Below are 17,821 nucleotides of genomic sequence, written 5' to 3' on the forward strand. Positions count from 1 at the left end.
CACCCGGCTGGCGGGCGCAGGTTGTCTCGACCGGGTTGGATCCCGGCGGTGGACCGCACGAAGTCGCCCTCACGACCCCGACCGGCACGGACTACTCCTGCGTGGCGCCACCCTTGTTGGGGCATGGCCGATCGCGTGACCCCGACCCGTCGTGCCGCACGCAGACATGGCATCGAGAGGGTGCCTTCGAGACGACACGTTCACCGATCGAGGTCCACTACGAGGTGCTGCTCGACGCGGCGTAGAGGGCTGCGCCCCAACCAGCTTCTTGTGTCGGCACGTGGCACGTGGCAACCGGGGCCAGCACCTAGACTCGCTGGACCATGGACAACATCAGCTGGGTCGAGGACGGCGCCGATCGGCTGACCGGGTGGCACTCCGAGAGCGGCGCCCCCGCTCCGACCAAGGTCGTCGTGGCCAATGACGCACTGACTGCGGACACCGCCATGCGCATGGTGCGCTCGGGGACCGCGATCCTCTGGCGCGGCGATTATCACAATGCTCGGCAGCTGCTGAAGGCGCTGGATCGTCGCGTCCAGCGACGCACCGCCAAGCGTGAGCGCGGCGAGGTGACCTTCGCCAGCCACCGAGTCGTGCGCACCGAGCGCGCCACCCTCCTCGGACGCCTGCTCGTCGAGCTCGAGGACGACCACTCGCTCGACCTGCGACGCGCTCCGGACGTCCGCGAGGCGTGCACCGCCGCCTACGGCGAGCCGAGCGGCAAGGTCATCGCGCTCACCGAGCTGCTCGGGGTCATCGGCGCGCACCAGTGGCAGGCGAAGGGAGTGCACGTCCCGGGTCTGGGGGAGAGCGTGCACCCCGGCTATGGCGTCTTCTCGCCCGTGCGAGGCGAGTACGTTGACCTCGTCGTCAATGCGCCCCTGGGCGACACCCCTCCCCGGACCGCCTTCGACCTCGGCACGGGCACGGGCGTCCTGGCCGTGGTGCTGGCGCGCAGGGGCATCGGTCACGTGGTCGCGACCGACATCAACCCGCGCGCGGTGGCCAGCGCCGCCGACAACATCGCCCGGCTCGGCGTCTCCGAGCGGGTGACCGCGCTCGAGGCGGACCTCTTCCCAGAGGGCCGCGCCGACCTCGTCGTGTGCAACCCTCCGTGGCTGCCGGGCGAGCCGACCTCCGCGCTCGAGGCCGGCATCTACGACCCCGGCTCCGACATGCTGCGTCGCTTCCTCTCCGGGCTGGCCGAGCACCTCGAGCCCGGAGGTGAGGGATGGCTGGTCCTGTCGGACCTGGCCGAGCGGCTCGGGCTGCGGACCCGCGAGGAGCTGCTCGGCTGGATCGTCGATGCCGGGCTGCGCGTCACCGACCGGCTCGAGACGGTGCCGCGCCATGGTCGCGCTGACGACGCAAAGGACGCGCTCCACGAGGCCCGTCGCGGTGAGGTCACCTCGCTGTGGCGGCTGGCCGTCATCAGCAGCGTGGGGTAGCAATGCCCGAGCCCGAGCCCGAGCACCTCGACATCGACGGCGTGCGCCGACTCGTCCAGGAGCGTGAGCTCACCCTCCTGTCCGAGAGGTCTCGCGCCCTGTCGGTGCGACAGCTGGTGGAGGGGATCGAGTCGATGCCGATCTCCGACTCGGCCGTGATGTTCCGGTTGCTCGACAAGGACCTCGCGGCAGCCGTCTTCGACGACCTGGACACAGCCACCCAAGCGGACCTGATCAGCCACCTCGGCCACGCCCCGCTCACCATGGTCTTCGCCGGACTCGACCCCGATGAGCAGGCCCGGTTGCTCGACGAGCTCCCGGCACGGGTGGCCACCCGGCTCGTGGGCGCCTTCGGCGAGCACGAGCTCGACGCCACCATGGAGCTCCTGGGCTACCCCGTCGGCTCCGTGGGCAGACGGATGTCATCGGTGGCCGTGCGGGCCACGGAGGACGAGACCCTCGGTGAGGTGCTGGACGCCGTGGGACGACACGACGGCGACGCAGACGTCGTGTCGGTGATCCCCGTGACGAGCCGTGGCCGCACCCTGCTCGGGAGCGTCGACATGGTGGACCTGCTGCGGCACCCGAGGGAGACCACGGTCGGGGCCGTCATGGACCGTGATCCACGATCCGTGATGACCGAGGACGACGCCGAGCACGCGGCTCGCCGGATCCTCGACACCGGTCAGCTGCTCATGCCCGTCGTCGACCTCGAGAGCCGGCTCGTGGGGGTGCTGCCCATCACCGATGCCGCACGCCTGGACAAGAGGGCGGTGGCAGAGGACCAAGCGCGCGCCGGAGCCACCGAGCCCCTGCGGCGTCCCTACCTCCTGACACCGATCCATGTCATCGCCCGCGCCCGCGTCGTCTGGCTCTTCGTCCTGGCGATCTCTGCGGTGCTCACCGTGCAGGTCCTGGAGATGTTCGAGGCCACCCTCGAGCAGCAGGTGGCCTTGGCCCTCTTCATCCCCCTGCTCACCGGCATCGGTGGCAACACCGGGTCGCAGGCGGCCACGACGGTGACCCGCGCACTCGCCATGGAGGAGGTCCGCAAGCGGGACGTTGCCAGCGTCGCCTTCAAGGAGGTGCGCATCGGTGTGTGCCTCGGCCTGCTGCTGGCGACGGTCGCCTTCGCCATCGCGACACTGGTCTACGGGCCGGGGATCGGTGCGGTCATCGGCCTGACCCTGGTGGTCAACTGCCCGATCGCTGCCACCGTCGGCGGGGTCGTCCCCATCGTGGCCAGAGCGTGTCGCGTGGACCCGGCGGTCTTCTCCACCCCGTTCATCTCGACCTTCTGCGACGCCAGCGGCCTGCTCGTCTACTTCCTCGTGGCCATCTCGATCCTGGGCCTGTGACCGCTGCGCCGCCGGGCCTGATGGAGCGTGCGTGTGCCGAACGAGGTCATCGCTCCGGCACCCGGCACCCGGCGGTCGTCAGCCGCCGTGGGCCCGGGACTCAGGAGGCGCGGACGGCCTCGACGATCGCGGCGGCCGCATGGTCGATCTCGTCGCGCGTCGTCCCCCTCCCGAGGGTCAGCCGCAGCGCCCCGAGTGCGGTGGCGTGGTCGATCCCCATCGCCAGCAGCGCCGCAGAGGGAGTGTGCGTCCCGGCATGGCAGGCGCTGCCGGTGGAGGCCGACAGGCCCGACATCGACTCGAGGAGCTGCGCGCCCAAGCGCCCTGGTACGGCCACCATGAGCGTGTTGGGCAGACAGCCCTCGACGGGGGAGACCCGGACCAGGCCCGCGACCGCAGCAGCCAGCCGGTCCCACAGGAGGTCCCGCAAGTCGCTCTGCCGGTCGGCCTCGCTCACCAGCAGCCCGGCCGCGAGCTCGGCCGCCGTGCCGAGCCCGACGATGCTCGCGACGTCCTCGGTGCCAGGCCGGATCCCCCCTTCCTGCCCGCCACCACGCATCACGGGCGTGAGCCCGGTGCCACGTCGCACGTAGAGGGCGCCAACGCCCTTCGGCCCGTAGAGCTTGTGCCCCGCGATCGACAGCAGGTCCACGTCGAGGTCGTCGACCGCGACCGGGATCTTGCCCACGCTCTGCGCCGCGTCTGCGTTCACGACGCCACCGGCCGAGTGCACGCGTGCGGCAAACTCTGCGACCGGCTGGATCGCACCCGTCTCGTTGTGCGCCAGGATCAGCGTGCCCAACCCGACTCTGCCTGAGGGGAATTCGTCAAGGCGGACTCGGCACTCAGTGTCCACCGGCAACTCGTGGACAGCCCATCCGTGCTGGGTCGCGATGTGGGCCAGTGGCTCGACGGTCGCGGGGTGCTCGATCTGCGAGGTCACAGCGACGTGGGGCGTGGCGACGGCAGCGCTGCCACGGATCGCCAGGTTGTTGGACTCCGTTCCTCCGGAGGTGAAGACGACCTCGTCAGGATGCGCCGCGATGAGCTGGGCGACCTGCTCACGAGCCAGGTCGACGGCAGCGCGGGCCGTGCGGCCCTGGGATGAGGCGCTCGACGGGTTGCCGAAGTGCTCCGTGAGGTAGGGCCACATGGCGTCCGCGACCTCCCGCGCGATCGGGGTCGTCGCGTTGTGGTCGAGGTACACATCCGTGTGGTCGCTCATGTCTCCATCCTGCCTGCGCGATGATGAGGGCATGCCCCGCACCCGCCCCTTCGCCCAGGTCGATGTCTTCGGCTCCCAGCCATACCGCGGCAACCCGCTCGCCGTGGTGCTTGACGCCGATGGGCTCAGTGACGAGCAGATGCAGCGCCTCGCCCTGTGGACCAATCTCTCGGAGACCTCCTTCGTCCTGCCTGCGACGACCACCGCGGCGGACTACCGGGTGCGCATCTTCACGCCATCCCGGGAGCTTCCCTTCGCCGGTCACCCGACGCTCGGCACGGCCCACGCCTGGCTGGAGCACGGCGGCAGTCCACGTGCAGAGGACCGTGTCGTGCAGGAGTGCGCTGCGGGACTGATCGAGGTGCGCAGGGGGGAGTCCGGCCTGGCCTTCGCGGCGCCACCACTCGTGCGCGAGGGGCCCCTCGACGCTGTCGAGCTCGACAACATCTGCGAGGGGTTCGGCATCGCACGCGACGCAGTCGAGGCCCACCAGTGGGTCGACAACGGACCCGGCTGGGCCGCGATCCGGCTCGCCAGCGCCGAGGACGTCCTGGCGCTTGAGCCGGACTGGTCACGGCTGAGCGGGCGCAAGCTGGGTGTCGTCGGGTTCCACCCGCAGGGGAGCGAGGCGTTGTACGAGACCCGCGCCCTCGTCGGCGACCTGGCCGTCGAGGACCCGGTCACCGGCAGCCTCAACGCGAGCCTCGCCCAGTGGCTTGTCGGTGCAGGGGAGGCCCCGCAGCGTTACGTCGCCACACAGGGGACCCGGGTCGGGCGAGAGGGCATCGTCGCCATCGATGTCGGCGATGACGGGGCCGTCTGGGTCGGTGGCGCCACGACCACCCTCATCCGGGGAACCATCAGCCTCTGACCGTAGGCTGACACGCATGGCACGCATCGTCACTGATCAAAAGACCCGAGTCGTCAGCGCTCCGGTGGCGATCATCGTCGCCATCCTCTCGGCCGGCTACATGCTGCCGTGGGCCATCGCCGCCGTGCGGGGCACCCGCAACGCGTGGTCGGTCTTCTGGATCAACCTGCTGCTCGGCTGGACCGTCGTCGGGTGGATCATCGCGCTCGTCATGTCGATCAAGGAGCACCGCATCCTCGAGGTGCGCTGACCCTTGGAGACGGCCCTTCGAGTCGGTTGCTGCGCAACCTCCTCAGGGAGCGGGAGACGGTTCCTGAGGAGCGAGGCCGCCCACGGCCGAGCGTCTCGAAGGGCAGGGAGTGTGCTGGGCGCAACTCGGTGGTGCCCACCCCAGATATCGGGGAGGATCCCCCTTCGTGGGACATGTTGACGTGACCGGAGTCCGATACGAGCTCTCGGACGGACGGGTGCTGCTCGACGAGGTCTCCTTCCGCGTCGGCGAGGGCGCCAAGGTCGCGCTCGTGGGCGCCAACGGCGCCGGCAAGACCACCTTGATGCGCATCATCACCGGCGAGCTCACGCCGCACGCCGGGGCGGTCGCCCGCACCGGTGGGCTCGGGATCATGCGCCAGCACGTCGGAGCCGGGCTGGGGGAGGCGCCGACGGTCGCCGACCTGCTGATGTCGGTCTCTCCCAAGGCCGTCCGCGACGCTGCCGCCGAGGTCGATCGGCTCGAGCTGAGGCTGATGGAGACCGAGGACGAGCGCACCCAGATGCAGTACGCGACCGCGCTGTCGGACTACGGCGATGCCGGAGGCTACGACCAAGAGGTCGTCTGGGACGTGTGCACGATCGCAGCGCTGGCTGTCCCCTTCGAGCGATGCAAGTACCGGGAGCTGTCGACCCTCTCCGGTGGCGAGCAGAAGCGGCTCGTCCTCGAGTACCTGCTGCGCGGACCCGACGAGGTGCTGCTGCTCGACGAGCCGGACAACTATCTCGACGTGCCGGGCAAGATCTGGATGGAGGAGCAGATCCGTGCCTCGGACAAGACGATCCTCTACATCAGCCACGACCGCGAGCTCCTGGCCAACACCGCGACGCGCGTCGTCACCGTGGAGCTCGGCAGCGCCGGCAACCGGGTGTGGACGCACCCGGGTGGCTTCGGGAGCTACCACGAGGCCCGGCAGGAGCGCTTCGCCCGCTTCGAGGAGCTGCGCAAGCGGTGGGACGAGGAGCGGGTCAAGCTCAAGGCGCTCGTCCTCATGTACAAGCAGAAGGCGAAGTACAACTCCGACATGGCCACGCGCTACCAGTCGGCGCAGACCCGGCTGGCGCGCTTCGAGGCCGAGGGCCCCCCGTCCGAGCAGCCGCGTGAGCAAAAGGTCACGATGCGCCTGCTCGGTGGCCGTACGGGCAAGCGTGCCGTGGTCTGCGAGCGGCTCGAGCTGACCGATCTCATGCAGCCCTTCGACCTCGAGGTCTGGTACGGCGAGCGGGTGGCCGTGCTGGGGTCCAACGGCTCCGGCAAGTCGCACTTCCTGCGGCTGCTCGCGGCCGGTGGGAGCGACCCCGAGATCGACAACCTGCCGGTCGGCGAGGCCGTCATCGCTCCCGTCGCCCACAGCGGCCTGGCCAGGCTCGGCGCGCGCGTGCGCCCGGGCTGGTTCGTGCAGACGCACGAGCACCCCGAGCTGATCGGTCGCACGCTGCTGACGATCCTGCACCGCGGTGACGACCACCGCTCCGGGCTGGGGCGTGAGGCGGCCAGCCGGGTGCTCGACCGCTACGAGCTGGCCCACCAGGGCGAGCAGGTCTTCGAGTCACTCTCCGGCGGTCAGCAGGCGCGCTTCCAGATCCTGCTCCTCGAGCTGTCCGGTGCCACGCTGCTCCTGCTCGACGAGCCGACCGACAACCTCGACGTCGAGTCCGCCGAGGCGCTCGAGGAGGGGCTGGACGCCTTCGAGGGGACCGTCCTCGCGGTCACTCACGACCGCTGGTTCGCCCGCGGCTTCGACCGGTACCTCGTCTACGGCGCCGACGGGCGCGTGCGGGAGACCGACGAACCCGTCTGGGACGAAGGGCGGGTCACCCGCGCCCGGTGACGTCAGGCCGGCCCGTGGCGCACGCGGCGTCGGGGCAACCCTCAGAACTCGGCGAGGTCCGCCATCATCTCGGTGGTCAGCCACGCGTCGGGGATGCCGAAGCCATTGACGAGGGTGGCAGCATGCGGACGCAGCTCGCCGCACAGCTGGTTGACCCGCGCCACGACTCCCTTGGACTGGCTGGAGCTGAGTCGGCCGTGCTCGATGAACCACGCCCGGTTGGCCTCGACGGTGCTGAAGACGAAGAGGTCGCAGACCAGGTCGAGCAGGTCTCGGCCAGGACCCTGAGGTGCCTCGTCGATGGCGGTGACGAAGGCCTCGAGCATGATCCGGTCGACGTGGGCCCGAGCCGCGTCGAGCAGGTGGTCCTGCGCCTCGTTGAAGACCGTGAAGGCGTCGGCGTCCTCGTCGCCCGCCCCGCGCAGGCGCATGGCGAGGGTCTCGGTCAGGTGCGACTCGCGATCCTCGAAGAAGGCGAGCTGGCCACCCCGCTCGAGCAGGGCGTCATCCCCGTCCTTGCCCGGTGCGCCGGAGATCAGGCGCTGGATGAGCGAGCCACCGATGGTGCGCTCGATGACCGAGGTCGTCACCTGACGGGCGCCGAAGAGGATGGCCCCACGCGTGTCGAGCTCCTGGAAGTCGCTCTTGTACTCGGTGAGCATGCCCTTGGCCACGAGCTGCAGGAGCACCGTGTTGTCACCCTCGAAGGTGGTGAAGACATCGGTGTCCGCCTTGAGGTCGGTGAACCGGTTGAGCGTCATGTAGCCGGCTCCACCACAGGCCTCACGGCAGACCTGGATGGTGTCCGTCGCGTGCTCGGTCGTGATCGCCTTGAGCCCGGCCGCCCGTGCCTCGAGCTCGCGCTGTGCGGACTCGTCGGTGATCTCCCCGGTGTTGATGGCGGCCATCCTTTCCACCAGTGCGTTCTGAGCGAGGGCTAGCGCGTAGGACTTCGCCAGGCGCGGGAGCAGCTTGCGCTGGTGGGCGCGGTAGTCCAGGACCACGACCTCGTGCTCACCGTCGGGGTAGTGGAACTGCGTGCGCTGCAGGCCGTAGCGGACGGCGATCGTCAGAGCGCTGCGGGCGGCCGCCCCTGCGCCGGCAGCGACCGTGACCCGGCCGCGGACGAGGGTGCCGAGCATGGTGAAGAAGCGCCGGTTGATGCTCTCGATGGGGGAGGAGTAGCGGCCTTCGTCGTCGATGTCGCCGTACTTGTTGAGCAGGTTGGCGCGCGGCACCCGGACCTGGTCGAACATCAGCCGGCCGTTGTCGACGCCCAGCAGACCCATCTTGGAGCCGCAGTCACCGATGGTGACCCCGGGCATCGCCTGACCCGCCTCATCACGGAGCGGCACCAGCACGCAGTGCACGCCTTGGCTCTCGCCGCCGACGACGAGCTGGGCGAAGACGGCGGCCAGACGGGCGTCCCTGGCGGCGCCCCCGATGTAGTCCTTGCGAGCAGCGGGCGAAGGGGAGTGGATCACCAGCTCGTCCGTCTCGGGGTCGTGGGTGGCCGTGGTGAGGATCGACTGCACGTCGGAGCCGTGACCCGTCTCGGTCATCGCGAAGCACCCGGGGATGGACAGGTCCGCCATGCCCGGCAGGTAGCGCTCATGGTGCTGCTCGGTGCCGAGGTTGGCGATCGCGCCCCCGAAGAGCCCGAACTGCACTCCGGCCTTGACGAACACCGACAGGTCACCGTGCCCGGTCATCTCGAGACCGGTGACCGAGGCGCCGACGTCGCCGGTGCCACCGACGGACTCCGGGAGGGTGGCGCGCACCAGCTCCGTCGTGCTCAACGCGGTGACGAGCTCCAGGGTGCGCTGACGGTGCTCGTCCAGTCCCAGTCGTAGATCGGGCACAGCGACGGGGAAGCGTGGGTCGGCACGCAGCTCTTGCCTGATGGCCCCCCATCGACCGTCGAGGACGATGCGGATCTGCTCGGCGACGGGGTCCTTGGTCTGCTCGGCGCTCATGCCCCGCATCCTCGCAGACCCCACTGCCGCAGGGGAGACCCCGCTTGGGTGACCCCACCCGGTCACCTCGCCCCGGTCACTCCGGGACGCTGATGTCCCCCGGCGGCAGCTCGGGCTCGATGCGCAGCTCGGTGCGGGCCAGCGAGCGCAGGTGGACCTCGTCGGGGCCGTCGAAGAGCCGCATCGCCCGGTGCCAGGCGTACATCGCCGACAAGGGCGTCACATCCGTCACGCCAGCCCCGCCGTGGACCTGGATGGCCCGGTCGATGACCTGCGTGGCCGCGCGGGGCACGGCCACCTTGGCCATGGCGACGAGGTCTCGTGCGGCCCGGTTGCCTTCGGTGTCGATCACCTGGCAGGCCTGGTGGCAGATGAGCCGGGCCTGGGTGATCTCCAGTCGCGACTCGGCGATCTGCTGCTGGACGACCCCTTGGTCGCTGAGCGGGCCGCCGAAGGCCACACGGTCCTTGGCGCGGGCCACCAGGAGGGCCAGGGCTCGCTCGGCAGCACCGAGTGCACGCATGCAGTGGTGGATGCGGCCCGGCCCGAGCCGCAGCTGGGCCGCGGCGAAGCCACCCCCTGCGTCGCCCAGGAGGTTGGTCACCGGGACGCGCACGTCGGTGAACGTGACGATGGCGTGGCCGTGCTGGTCGTGGTGGCCGAAGACGGGCAGGTCGCGCACGATCTCGACACCGGGGGTGTCGGTGGGGACGATGATCATGGACTGCTGACGATGCGCGTCGGCGTCGGGGTCGGTCCGGCCCATGACGATGAGGACCGTGCACCGCGGGTCCATGGCACCACTCGTCCACCACTTGCGGCCGTTGATGACGTAGGTGTCGCCGTCGCGCTCGATCCTGGTGCGGATGTTGGTGGCATCACTGCTCGCCACGTCCGGCTCGGTCATCGCGAATGCCGATCGGATCCGGCCGTCCAGCAGGGGCTCGAGCCACTGCTCGCGCTGCTCCGGTGTCCCCACGAGGTGGAGCAGCTCCATGTTGCCGGTGTCGGGCGCGGCTCCGTTGATGGCTTCCGGACCCATCTCGAGGCTCCACCCCGACAGCTCGGCGATGGGGGCGTACTCGAGCTGGGTTAGACCCGACTCCGAGGGCAGGAAGAGGTTCCACAGACCACGCTCCTTGGCGCGGGACTTCAGGTCCTCCAGTACCGGCGGCGCGTCGTGGAGTCCTCCGTGAGCTCGCTGTCTCGCGTAGGTCGCCTCCGCGGGGAGGACCTCGTCCCGCATGAAGTCGCGCATCCGCAGGCGCAGCTCCTCGGCGTGCTCGGACGGCGGGGCCAGTGGACGGGCGGTGTGGACGGCCATGGTGGTCCTCAGGGGTGTGAGCCGGCATGAGCGGCTGTGGCGGAGTCGAGCAGATGGGGGACGAGCGGGCCGATCCGCTCGAAGTCCTCGCCGACGGTCATCCCCTCGTCATGACGATGGCGGATGCCCTCGAAGATCGCGGCGATCTTGTAGGACGCGAAGGCGAGGTACCAGTCGAGCCGGTCCAGGTCCAGGTCGGACATCTCCGCATAGGAGTCCACGAGGGCCTGACGTCCCGGGTAGCCGGACTGGTCGCCCGGGTGGGCGGCGATGGGTGAGTCCAGTCCCTTCAGGCCGTCCCACCACACGAGTGTGTTGGCGACGTCTGCCAGTGGGTCACCGCGGGTGGCCATCTCCCAGTCGAGGATGGCGACGATCGTGTCTCCACGATCGACGACGACATTGTCGAGGCGGTAGTCACCGTGGACGAGTCGCGTGCGCTGGGTCCTGGGCAGATCGCCGCGAAGGGAGGCAGCGACCTCGTCGAAACGGGGGAGGAGGGGGGAGTCGATTGATCCCACCTGTCGCAACCACCGATCGATCTGTCGCTCCAGGTATCCCTCGGGACGCCCGAGGTCGCCCAGACCCACCTCGTCGGGATCGACGGCGTGCAGCTCGGCCAGGCACTGCATCAGGCGGCGGGCCAGGATGTCCGGATCCGCCACGTGGGCGAGCTGGTCGCGCTCCCTGAGGACCTCCCCTTCGGCGAAGCCCATGATGAAGAAGGGGGCGCCCAGGATGGCCTCGCCCTCGGCGCCGGCCAGGTGCACCGGTCGCGGGACCGGGACGCTGCTCGGGTGGAGCGCCTCGATCATGCGGTACTCACGCCCCATGTCGTGCGCGGTCTCGAGGACGGCCCCCAGCGGTGGGCGGCGCAGGACCCAGCGCCGATCTCCGTCGGTCAGGAGATAGGTCAGGTTGGAGCGGCCGCCCGAGATCAGCGATGCGTGCAGCGCCCCATCGCCGACCTCGGGCAGGTGCTCGGCCAGGTACGGACCCAGGCGGCGAAGGGGGAGCCCCGGCAGGTCCCCTTCGGCCGGTGGGACCGTCGGATCAGCCACGAAGCTGCCTGCGCAGGATCTTGCCCGTCACCGTCTTGGGGAGCTCTTCGATGATCTCGAGCTGGCGGGGGTACTTGTACGCCGCCATCCGCTCCTTGCAGAAGGCGATGATCTCGTCCGGCTCCACCTGCTGACCCGCCCGCAGACTGACGAAGGCCTTGACCGTCTCGCCGCGCTTGTCGTCCGGCACCCCGATGACGGCTGCCTCGCGGACCGCGGGGTGCTCGGCCAGGACGTCCTCGACCTCCCGCGGCCAGACCTTGTAGCCGGAAGCGTTGATCATGTCCTTCTTGCGGTCGACGATGAAGATCCAGCCGTCCTCGTTCATGAACCCGACATCGCCACTGTGGAGTGCTCCACCGGGCAGGGACGCGGCGGTCTCGGCCGGCTTCTGCCAGTACCCGGCCACGATCTGCGGACCCTCGGCGACGATCTCGCCGATCTCGCCGAGAGGGAGGTCGACCCCGTTGTCGTCCTGGATGCGCACGATCGTCGACGGCACCGGAGCCCCGACCGAGAGGGCCCCCGACGCTGGATCGACCGGTGACGCTGCCCCGAAGGGGGTGAGCGTCATGGGGCTCGTCGTCTCCGTGAGTCCGTAGGCGTTGTGCACCTGGCGACCCGTCGCCTCCCTGAATCGTCGCTCGGCCGTGGGCGAGATCGCTGCTCCGCCCGAGTACACCGTCTGCAGCGACGAGAAGTGGTCAGCCGTGGCCTCGGGATGATCGAGCAGTGCGTTGAAGGCAGTGATCGCCCCGATCGTGCACGTCGGACGGTGCCTTGTGAGGGCGTCGAGAATGACGCCGGGCTCGAAGCGGTAGGCGAGCACCAAGGGCATCGGCGCCAACAGGCTGACGGCGATGTGCCCGATGAGACCGGTGATGTGGAAGAGCGGTGCGATGCCCAGCACGGAGCCTCCGGGCGCGAACTTCGCACAGTCTCGATAGACCATTGCGGTGAAGACGACATTGCCGTGGGTGTTCATCGCCCCCTTCGGCTGTCCCGTGGTGCCCGAGGTGTAGGTGAGGAAGGCGATGTCCTGCGCCGTCGGGGTGACCGGCGGCGGCGACTGACCGCGGTGGCGGTCCATGAGCTCCGCCAGGTCGGTCGTGCCCTCGTGACGGGCGCGGGTGGTGCCGGTGAAGAGCCGCGCGTCCGCCTCGGTCTGGTACTCGAGCTCACTCGTCGTCAGGACCAGACGCACGGTCGACTCCGGGACGACGTGGCGCGCGAACTGGTCGTAGAGGCCCTCCTGGGACAGCAGGACGGTGGCCCCGGAGTCCTCCAGCAGGTACGTCAGCTCCCTCTCCCTGCTCATCGGGTTGATCGAGACGAGCATCCCGCCGGCCTTCCAGGCGGCGATCATCGCGATGACGAACTGCGGGATGTTCTGCAGGTAGACCGCCAGTCGGTCACCGGGTGCGAATCCTTCGGCCAGCAGGCCGCAGGCCAGCGCATCGCTCAGCTCGTCCAGCTCACGCCGGCTGAGGACGCCGTCGAAGTACCTGATGGCATCTCCGTCGGGGTCGGCCCGCACCCCCGCCCTGAACATGTCCAGGGCGGAGGTGTGCTCGGGCTCGATCGTGGCGGTCTGGTCTCCGTACAGTCCGAGCCACGGCTTGTCGTCGTACGCAGTCATCTCCGCCTCACTTGATGACGATGGGGTTCACGGGCGAGCCGCTGCCCCTGTCGACCTTGAGCGGCGCGGCGGCGTAGAAGAGCTCGTAGACGCCGTCCTCGGCACAGTCCGCGGCGAGTGCCTCCAGGTCGACGATCTCCGTGAAGGCGATCCCGAGGTTGCGCATGAGCGCGTTGTGCAGCGTCAGGGCCACACCGTTGTCGGGGTCCGTGGTGACCTCGTTGGCGATGGTGTCCGTCACGAGGTTGGGGATCTCCATGTCGGCGAACCACTGCACCAGCTCCGGGCTGTACTGCAGACCCGGCTCGCAGAAGTCCTCGTAGAAGGCGTCACCGAGCGTGAAGAAGAGGGCGAGGTAGTTGGTGCGGATGATGATGATGTCGCGCTTGCGCAGCTCGACGCCCTGCTTCTCGGCGCAGGCGATGAGGTCCTCGTGCGTGTAGGTCTCGGCCGACTCCAGGTTGTCCTTGCCGAGGTACCGGGCCATGTCCAGCAGGACCGCACGGCCCACGACCCCCCGGTCGGCGATGGGGCGCACGCTCGCCTTGTCCATGCCACCGACCGTGGTCCGGGCGTCGTACCCGTTCCACAGCTTGCCGTCGTACCAGACGTGACCGAGGGCGTCGTACTGGGTGGACCCCTGGAGGAAGGCCTCGATCTTGTCGTCGGCGTAGTGCAGACCACCGGGGAAGGCCGGTGCGTCGTCGGAGTCCCAGGTCGACTCGTCGAGAAGCTGGGTGCGCACGGCAGCCTTGCGGCTGGGCCAGACCGGGTCTCCCTTGGGGTCGCCGATGAGCCGCTGGATCGGGAAGACCTTGCCACTGCGGATGAGACCGGCGGCGGCGATCACCTGCTCCGCGCCGAGGTAGTTCAGGCTGCCGACCTCGTCATCGGGTCCCCACTTGCCCCAGTTCGACGGGGCGTCCTTGAGCAGGTCGGTCAGGTCGGGTGCGGTGTCGGTCATGGCTCCTCCTTGAGCGCTGGACTTCCAGAACAATCACTAGGTTCAAGCAGTGACATGACCACCGTGCTAGCCAGCCAGACCGTTGTCAACGGTGATCATGTTCAGCAATACTGAACGCTTTGGAGAAGCTAGGAGCCGGATGCGGGAGAGCGCGGAGCCATCGCTCCACAGGATAGCCATGGGTCTGGCAGTGCGTGAGCTGCGGCGCCGGCGGGGCCTGACGGTGCGGCAGCTGGCGACCCAGATCGGCGTCAGCGTCGGCACGGTCAGCGCCATCGAAAACGGACACGTGGGTACCTCGTCGGAGCGGGTGGTGACCCTGGCTGATGCGCTCGGTGTGCGCGCGGACCGCTTGCTCGTCGGCATCGCGGACCCGATCCGGGACGAGCGCTGGGGTCCGGCCGTTGCCGGTGCCGGGCGGGAGGACCCCGAGGACTGGCGTCACTACGAGCCCCTCGAGCTGGACCCCGCCCTGCGGGGAGCGCTGGAGAGCTTCCTCGAGTTCGGGTACCACGGGTCGACGATGCGGGGCGTGGCCGAGCGGGCCGGGCTGTCGGTTGCCGGTCTGTACCACTACTACTCGAGCAAGCAGCAGCTCCTCGTGACGATCCTCGATCGGACCATGGAGGAGCTGCAGCGTCGGACCACGGCAGCGGGCACCGCAGCCACCGATCCCTGGACTCGCTTCGCGCTCCTCGTGGAGTGCCAGGCGCTCTTCCACAGCCATCGACGCGAGCTGGGCTTCATCGGAGCGACGGAGATGCGCAGCCTCGCGAGGCCGGCGCGGGAGCGCATCGCTCGGTTGCGTCGGCAGGAGCAGGCCACGATCGATGCAGAGGTCCTCGCCGCCTGCCTGGCCGGTGCGTTTGGTACCCCACGGCCGCGTGAAGCTGCTCGGGCGGTCGTGACGATGTGCACTGCCATCCCGCAGTGGTACCGGCACGGTGGCGATTCATCGCCGGAGCAGGTGGCCGACTCCTACGTCGACTTCGCGCTGGACCTCGTCCAGTGCGACCCGTCCAGACGGCCCCAGTGGGAGTGAGGCACGGGCGGTCGGCGTCTAGGTGACGCTGCTGTCGAGCTCCTTGTCGGCGACGGGGAGGCGGGAGAGGGCCAGCGCCGCGAGCAGCGCCGACCCGGCGCAGATGCCCCACACCGTGACGTAGCCCGACATCGGTGCGTGCCCGGCGGTCGGGTCCGAGATGCTGCCGGTCGAGGCCAGCGCGACGGCGAAGAGCGCCGAGGCCACGCAGCCGCCGACGGTCTTGGTCGCATTGGTCAGCCCGGCGGCCTCCGCGGTACCTCCGTGGGTCGCGACGGCTGCCGCGGCCGCCGGGAGCGATGCGACGAGGGCGCCGGAGCCCAGCCCGGCGATCCCCATGGCGAGCATCGCGTGGACCAAGGCCTCGTGCAGGGGGATGAAGGTCGCGTAGCCGATGGCCACGAGCACGGCGGACGCGACGAGCATCCAGCGCACCCCGAGACGACGAGCGGCGAAGGGGGACAACAGCGCACCGATCGCCATGCAGACGACGTAGAGACCGATGAGGTTGGCGATCGACGCGGCGTCCACCCCGAGTCCGTAGCCGACCTCCGCGGGGTCGGTGCGGGCGAAGGTCGACAGGGGGATCTGGGCACCAAGCACGCTCATGCCGAAGAGGGCGGCGGCCAGCTGGACGGGCCACATGCCGGGTGCGGCGAGGGCTCGCACGTCGATGAGTGGCGACGCGCTGCTCTGCTCCACCCGGACGAAGGCGTAGAGGACCGCGCACCCGAGGATGACGAGCGCCCAGGCAAGGGGACTCGCAAGCCCTTGGAGCCGGACGACGACGAGGCCCCCGAGCACGAGCAGCAGGCTCAGGCTGAGCAGCCCGGTGCCCGGCAGGTCGAGCCGGCCGGTCGCCGGCGCGGACTCGTCCCGTACACCGAGGACGATGGCCACGAGCGCGATGGTCGTCGCTGCAGCCGGGATCGCCAGCAGGCCAGTCATGCCCAGGATCGGTTGCAGCGCACCGGCGCTCAGCGCGCCCGCGATGACACCGACCTCGAGTGCGAGCACGAGCAGGGCTGCACCCCGGCGCACGAGCGCAGGTCGATCCGGGGCATCCCGGGAGCGCTCGTGCAGGATCGCGATCTCCATCGGCAGCCACACGGTGTACGCCCCCTGCAGGGCCCAGCCGATGAGGAAGGTCCAGAAGCCCGGGGCGAAGGCCACGAGCCATCCTCCCGCCGCAGTGATCAGTGTCGCGGTGATCAGGATGCGGCGGTGCCCGTGGAGGTCGCCGAGCCGCGAGAGGACCGGGACCGCGAGTGCGGCCACGATGAGTTGGGCCGCCTCGAACCAGTTGACGTCGCCGTCGGCGATGTGGAGGTGCTCGGCGATGTCGCTGTAGATCGGCGTGTAGTAGCCCTGCAGGATGCCGGAGGCGATCTCGACAGCGGCAAGGAACCCGACGATCCGCCAGATGGTGGGACTCATGGCGTGGCGCCGTCGGGTGCGACCGTTGCGGCGCCCAGCGAGTCGAGCAGGGCGCGGTACCACCGGATCCCGTCGAGGAAGTCCTCGACACCGAGTCGCTCGTCGTAGCTGTGGATGGACTCGCGCTGCTCGGCGCTCATCCGGAAGGGCGCGAAACGGTAGACCCGAGGACAGATCTGGGTGAAGTGCCGCGAGTCGGTCGCCGCGTACATGACATAGGGGACCGGGACCGCCTCGGGGAAGACCTGCGTGACCGTGCGCTCCAGCAGCGCGAAGGCGGGGTCGTCGGTGGGGGACAGGGGGCTGGGCTCGTGGGCCTCGTCGACCGCGACGGCGATGTCCTTGCCGACGATGCGTCGGATGCGCTCGGTGGCGGCGGCGGTGCTCTCGCCGACGGCGATCCGCAGGTTGAGGCCGGCATGCACCGAGGTCGGACTGACATTGATCGCCGGGGACCCCGAGAGGGTGGTCACGGCGACCGTCGTCCGGGCCAGGGCCGCAGCCTCGGGACCGGCCGCCACGAGGACCCGTGCCAGTGCGGTCGAGAACCGGTCCGCGCGCTCGACCAGCGGACGGACGGGGGCCGGCAGGTGCGGGGCCAGGCGGCGCAGCATCTCCACTGTCGCGGGGGAGAGGTGGGCGGGGAAGGGGTGCCGCTCCAGCCGGGTGATGGCGGCGGCGATGCGGGCGGCGGGACCCCCCTTCGCCGGTCGGGACGCGTGTCCGCCTCGTCCGCTGGCGGTGAGGCGAAGGGAGAGGACTCCCTTCTCCGAGACGCCCACGACACCGAGCGGTCGGGTGACGCCGGGAAAGGCGCCGGACGCGACGGCGCCGCCTTCGTCCAGCACGAACCACGGCGTCACGCCGCGGGATCGCAGGATCTCGACGGCATTGCGCGCGCAGGTGCCCATGACCTCCTCGTCGCTGCCGAAGGAGAGCCAGACCTCTCGGGCCGGGCGCTGCCCGTCGGCCAGGAGCGTCTCGACCGCGGCGATGACGGCCACGAGCTGCCCCTTGTCATCGAGCGTCCCGCGCCCCCAGATCTCGCCGTCGACGACCTCCGCGGCGAGCGGTGGATGGGTCCAGCGACTCTCGTCCCCGAGCGGCACGACGTCCATGTGCGCCATGAGGACGACCGGGTCGGCCGAGGCGGTGGGGGACTCAGGATCGGCCGGCACGCGGATCAGCAACCCGTGTGGCGGTACGTCGACGACCTCACCGATCTCATGGGTCAGGGGGAAGTGCTCACGCAGCAGTCGATGCAGCTCGACGAAGGGTGCGGGGTCGGTGTCGCCGCCGTCCGCGGAGGCGACGGTGTGCAGGCGCAGGAGGTCGCGCAGCGCGGTGACGCTGGGGTGTTCGATCGTGGACATG

Annotated in this window: 14 protein-coding genes and 1 pseudogene; 7 read left to right on the forward strand and 8 right to left on the reverse strand. The window is 69.9% G+C overall.

The annotated features are described in order from the left end of the window. The 3 genes and pseudogenes from JLI01S_RS17325 to mgtE form a co-directional block, all read left to right on the forward strand. Positions 1 to 245: pseudogene (locus JLI01S_RS17325) on the forward strand (hypothetical protein); the annotation flags it as partial. A 78-nt stretch (positions 246 to 323) separates the two neighbouring features. Next, positions 324 to 1,448 carry a methyltransferase gene (locus JLI01S_RS00805; protein ID WP_068258607.1) on the forward strand — a complete coding sequence of 375 codons (1,125 nt, stop codon included), beginning with the start codon at positions 324 to 326 and terminating at the stop codon, positions 1,446 to 1,448. A gap of 2 nt (positions 1,449 to 1,450) precedes the next feature. After that, entirely contained in the window at positions 1,451 to 2,806 is a 1,356-nt protein-coding gene (gene mgtE / locus JLI01S_RS00810) for a magnesium transporter (protein WP_068258608.1), read from the forward strand. A 100-nt stretch (positions 2,807 to 2,906) separates the two neighbouring features. Here mgtE and JLI01S_RS00815 read toward each other — a convergent pair whose 3' ends face one another. Further along, positions 2,907 to 4,031, reverse strand: a complete 1,125-nt coding sequence (locus tag JLI01S_RS00815; RefSeq protein WP_068258609.1) for a cysteine desulfurase family protein — start codon at positions 4,029 to 4,031, stop codon at positions 2,907 to 2,909. A 31-nt stretch (positions 4,032 to 4,062) separates the two neighbouring features. On the opposite strand from JLI01S_RS00815, the gene JLI01S_RS00820 reads away from it, so the two are divergent. The 3 genes from JLI01S_RS00820 to JLI01S_RS00830 all read left to right on the forward strand — a co-directional run bounded on the left by JLI01S_RS00820 (position 4,063) and on the right by JLI01S_RS00830 (position 7,004). Beyond that, positions 4,063 to 4,902 carry a PhzF family phenazine biosynthesis protein gene (locus JLI01S_RS00820; protein WP_068258610.1) on the forward strand — a complete coding sequence of 280 codons (840 nt, stop codon included), beginning with the start codon at positions 4,063 to 4,065 and terminating at the stop codon, positions 4,900 to 4,902. 16 nt (positions 4,903 to 4,918) lie between these two features. Further along, positions 4,919 to 5,152: a superinfection immunity protein gene (locus JLI01S_RS00825; protein WP_068258611.1), complete on the forward strand. Its 234-nt coding sequence runs from the start codon at positions 4,919 to 4,921 to the stop codon at positions 5,150 to 5,152. 166 nt (positions 5,153 to 5,318) lie between these two features. Beyond that, the gene (locus JLI01S_RS00830) at positions 5,319 to 7,004 is read left to right on the forward strand and encodes an ABC-F family ATP-binding cassette domain-containing protein (RefSeq protein WP_068258612.1); all 1,686 of its coding nucleotides are present in this window, start codon (positions 5,319 to 5,321) and stop codon (positions 7,002 to 7,004) included. 41 nt (positions 7,005 to 7,045) lie between these two features. Here the strand turns inward: JLI01S_RS00830 and JLI01S_RS00835 are convergent, their stop codons facing one another. From JLI01S_RS00835 to JLI01S_RS00855, 5 genes are all read right to left on the reverse strand, one after another. Then, positions 7,046 to 8,980, reverse strand: coding sequence for an acyl-CoA dehydrogenase family protein (locus JLI01S_RS00835; RefSeq protein ID WP_068258613.1), 1,935 nt, complete (start codon positions 8,978 to 8,980; stop codon positions 7,046 to 7,048). Positions 8,981 to 9,056: 76 nt separating this feature from the next. Next, a complete protein-coding gene (locus tag JLI01S_RS00840; RefSeq protein ID WP_068258615.1) occupies positions 9,057 to 10,304 on the reverse strand; it encodes an acyl-CoA dehydrogenase family protein in 1,248 nt (415 codons plus the stop codon). An 8-nt stretch (positions 10,305 to 10,312) separates the two neighbouring features. Then, positions 10,313 to 11,365, reverse strand: a complete 1,053-nt coding sequence (locus tag JLI01S_RS00845; protein WP_068258617.1) for a phosphotransferase family protein — start codon at positions 11,363 to 11,365, stop codon at positions 10,313 to 10,315. Next, a complete protein-coding gene (locus JLI01S_RS00850; RefSeq protein WP_068258619.1) occupies positions 11,358 to 13,004 on the reverse strand; it encodes a class I adenylate-forming enzyme family protein in 1,647 nt (548 codons plus the stop codon). The genes JLI01S_RS00845 and JLI01S_RS00850 overlap by 8 nt, the downstream gene beginning before the upstream one ends. A 7-nt stretch (positions 13,005 to 13,011) precedes the next feature. Further along, positions 13,012 to 13,968 (reverse strand): cyclase family protein, encoded by a 957-nt coding sequence (locus JLI01S_RS00855; protein WP_068258621.1) that lies wholly within the window; start codon positions 13,966 to 13,968, stop codon positions 13,012 to 13,014. A 178-nt stretch (positions 13,969 to 14,146) separates the two neighbouring features. Here JLI01S_RS00855 and JLI01S_RS00860 point away from each other — a divergent pair, with 178 nt between their 5' ends. After that, positions 14,147 to 15,010: a TetR-type transcription factor C-terminal domain-containing protein gene (locus JLI01S_RS00860; protein ID WP_218005438.1), complete on the forward strand. Its 864-nt coding sequence runs from the start codon at positions 14,147 to 14,149 to the stop codon at positions 15,008 to 15,010. Between the two features lie 18 nt (positions 15,011 to 15,028). Here the strand turns inward: JLI01S_RS00860 and JLI01S_RS00865 are convergent, their stop codons facing one another. Together JLI01S_RS00865 and JLI01S_RS00870 are read right to left on the reverse strand one after the other, a co-directional pair. Continuing rightward, complete coding sequence (locus JLI01S_RS00865; protein ID WP_068258625.1) at positions 15,029 to 16,447, reverse strand: MFS transporter; 1,419 nt, start codon at positions 16,445 to 16,447, stop codon at positions 15,029 to 15,031. After that, entirely contained in the window at positions 16,444 to 17,820 is a 1,377-nt protein-coding gene (locus JLI01S_RS00870) for a M20/M25/M40 family metallo-hydrolase (protein WP_068258627.1), read from the reverse strand. Before JLI01S_RS00870 ends, JLI01S_RS00865 begins: the two co-directional genes overlap by 4 nt. Position 17,821: the final 1 nt, after the last annotated feature.

It is taken from the genome of Janibacter limosus NBRC 16128 (assembly GCF_001570985.1).
GTDB classification, from domain to species: Bacteria; Actinomycetota; Actinomycetes; order Actinomycetales; family Dermatophilaceae; genus Janibacter; species Janibacter limosus.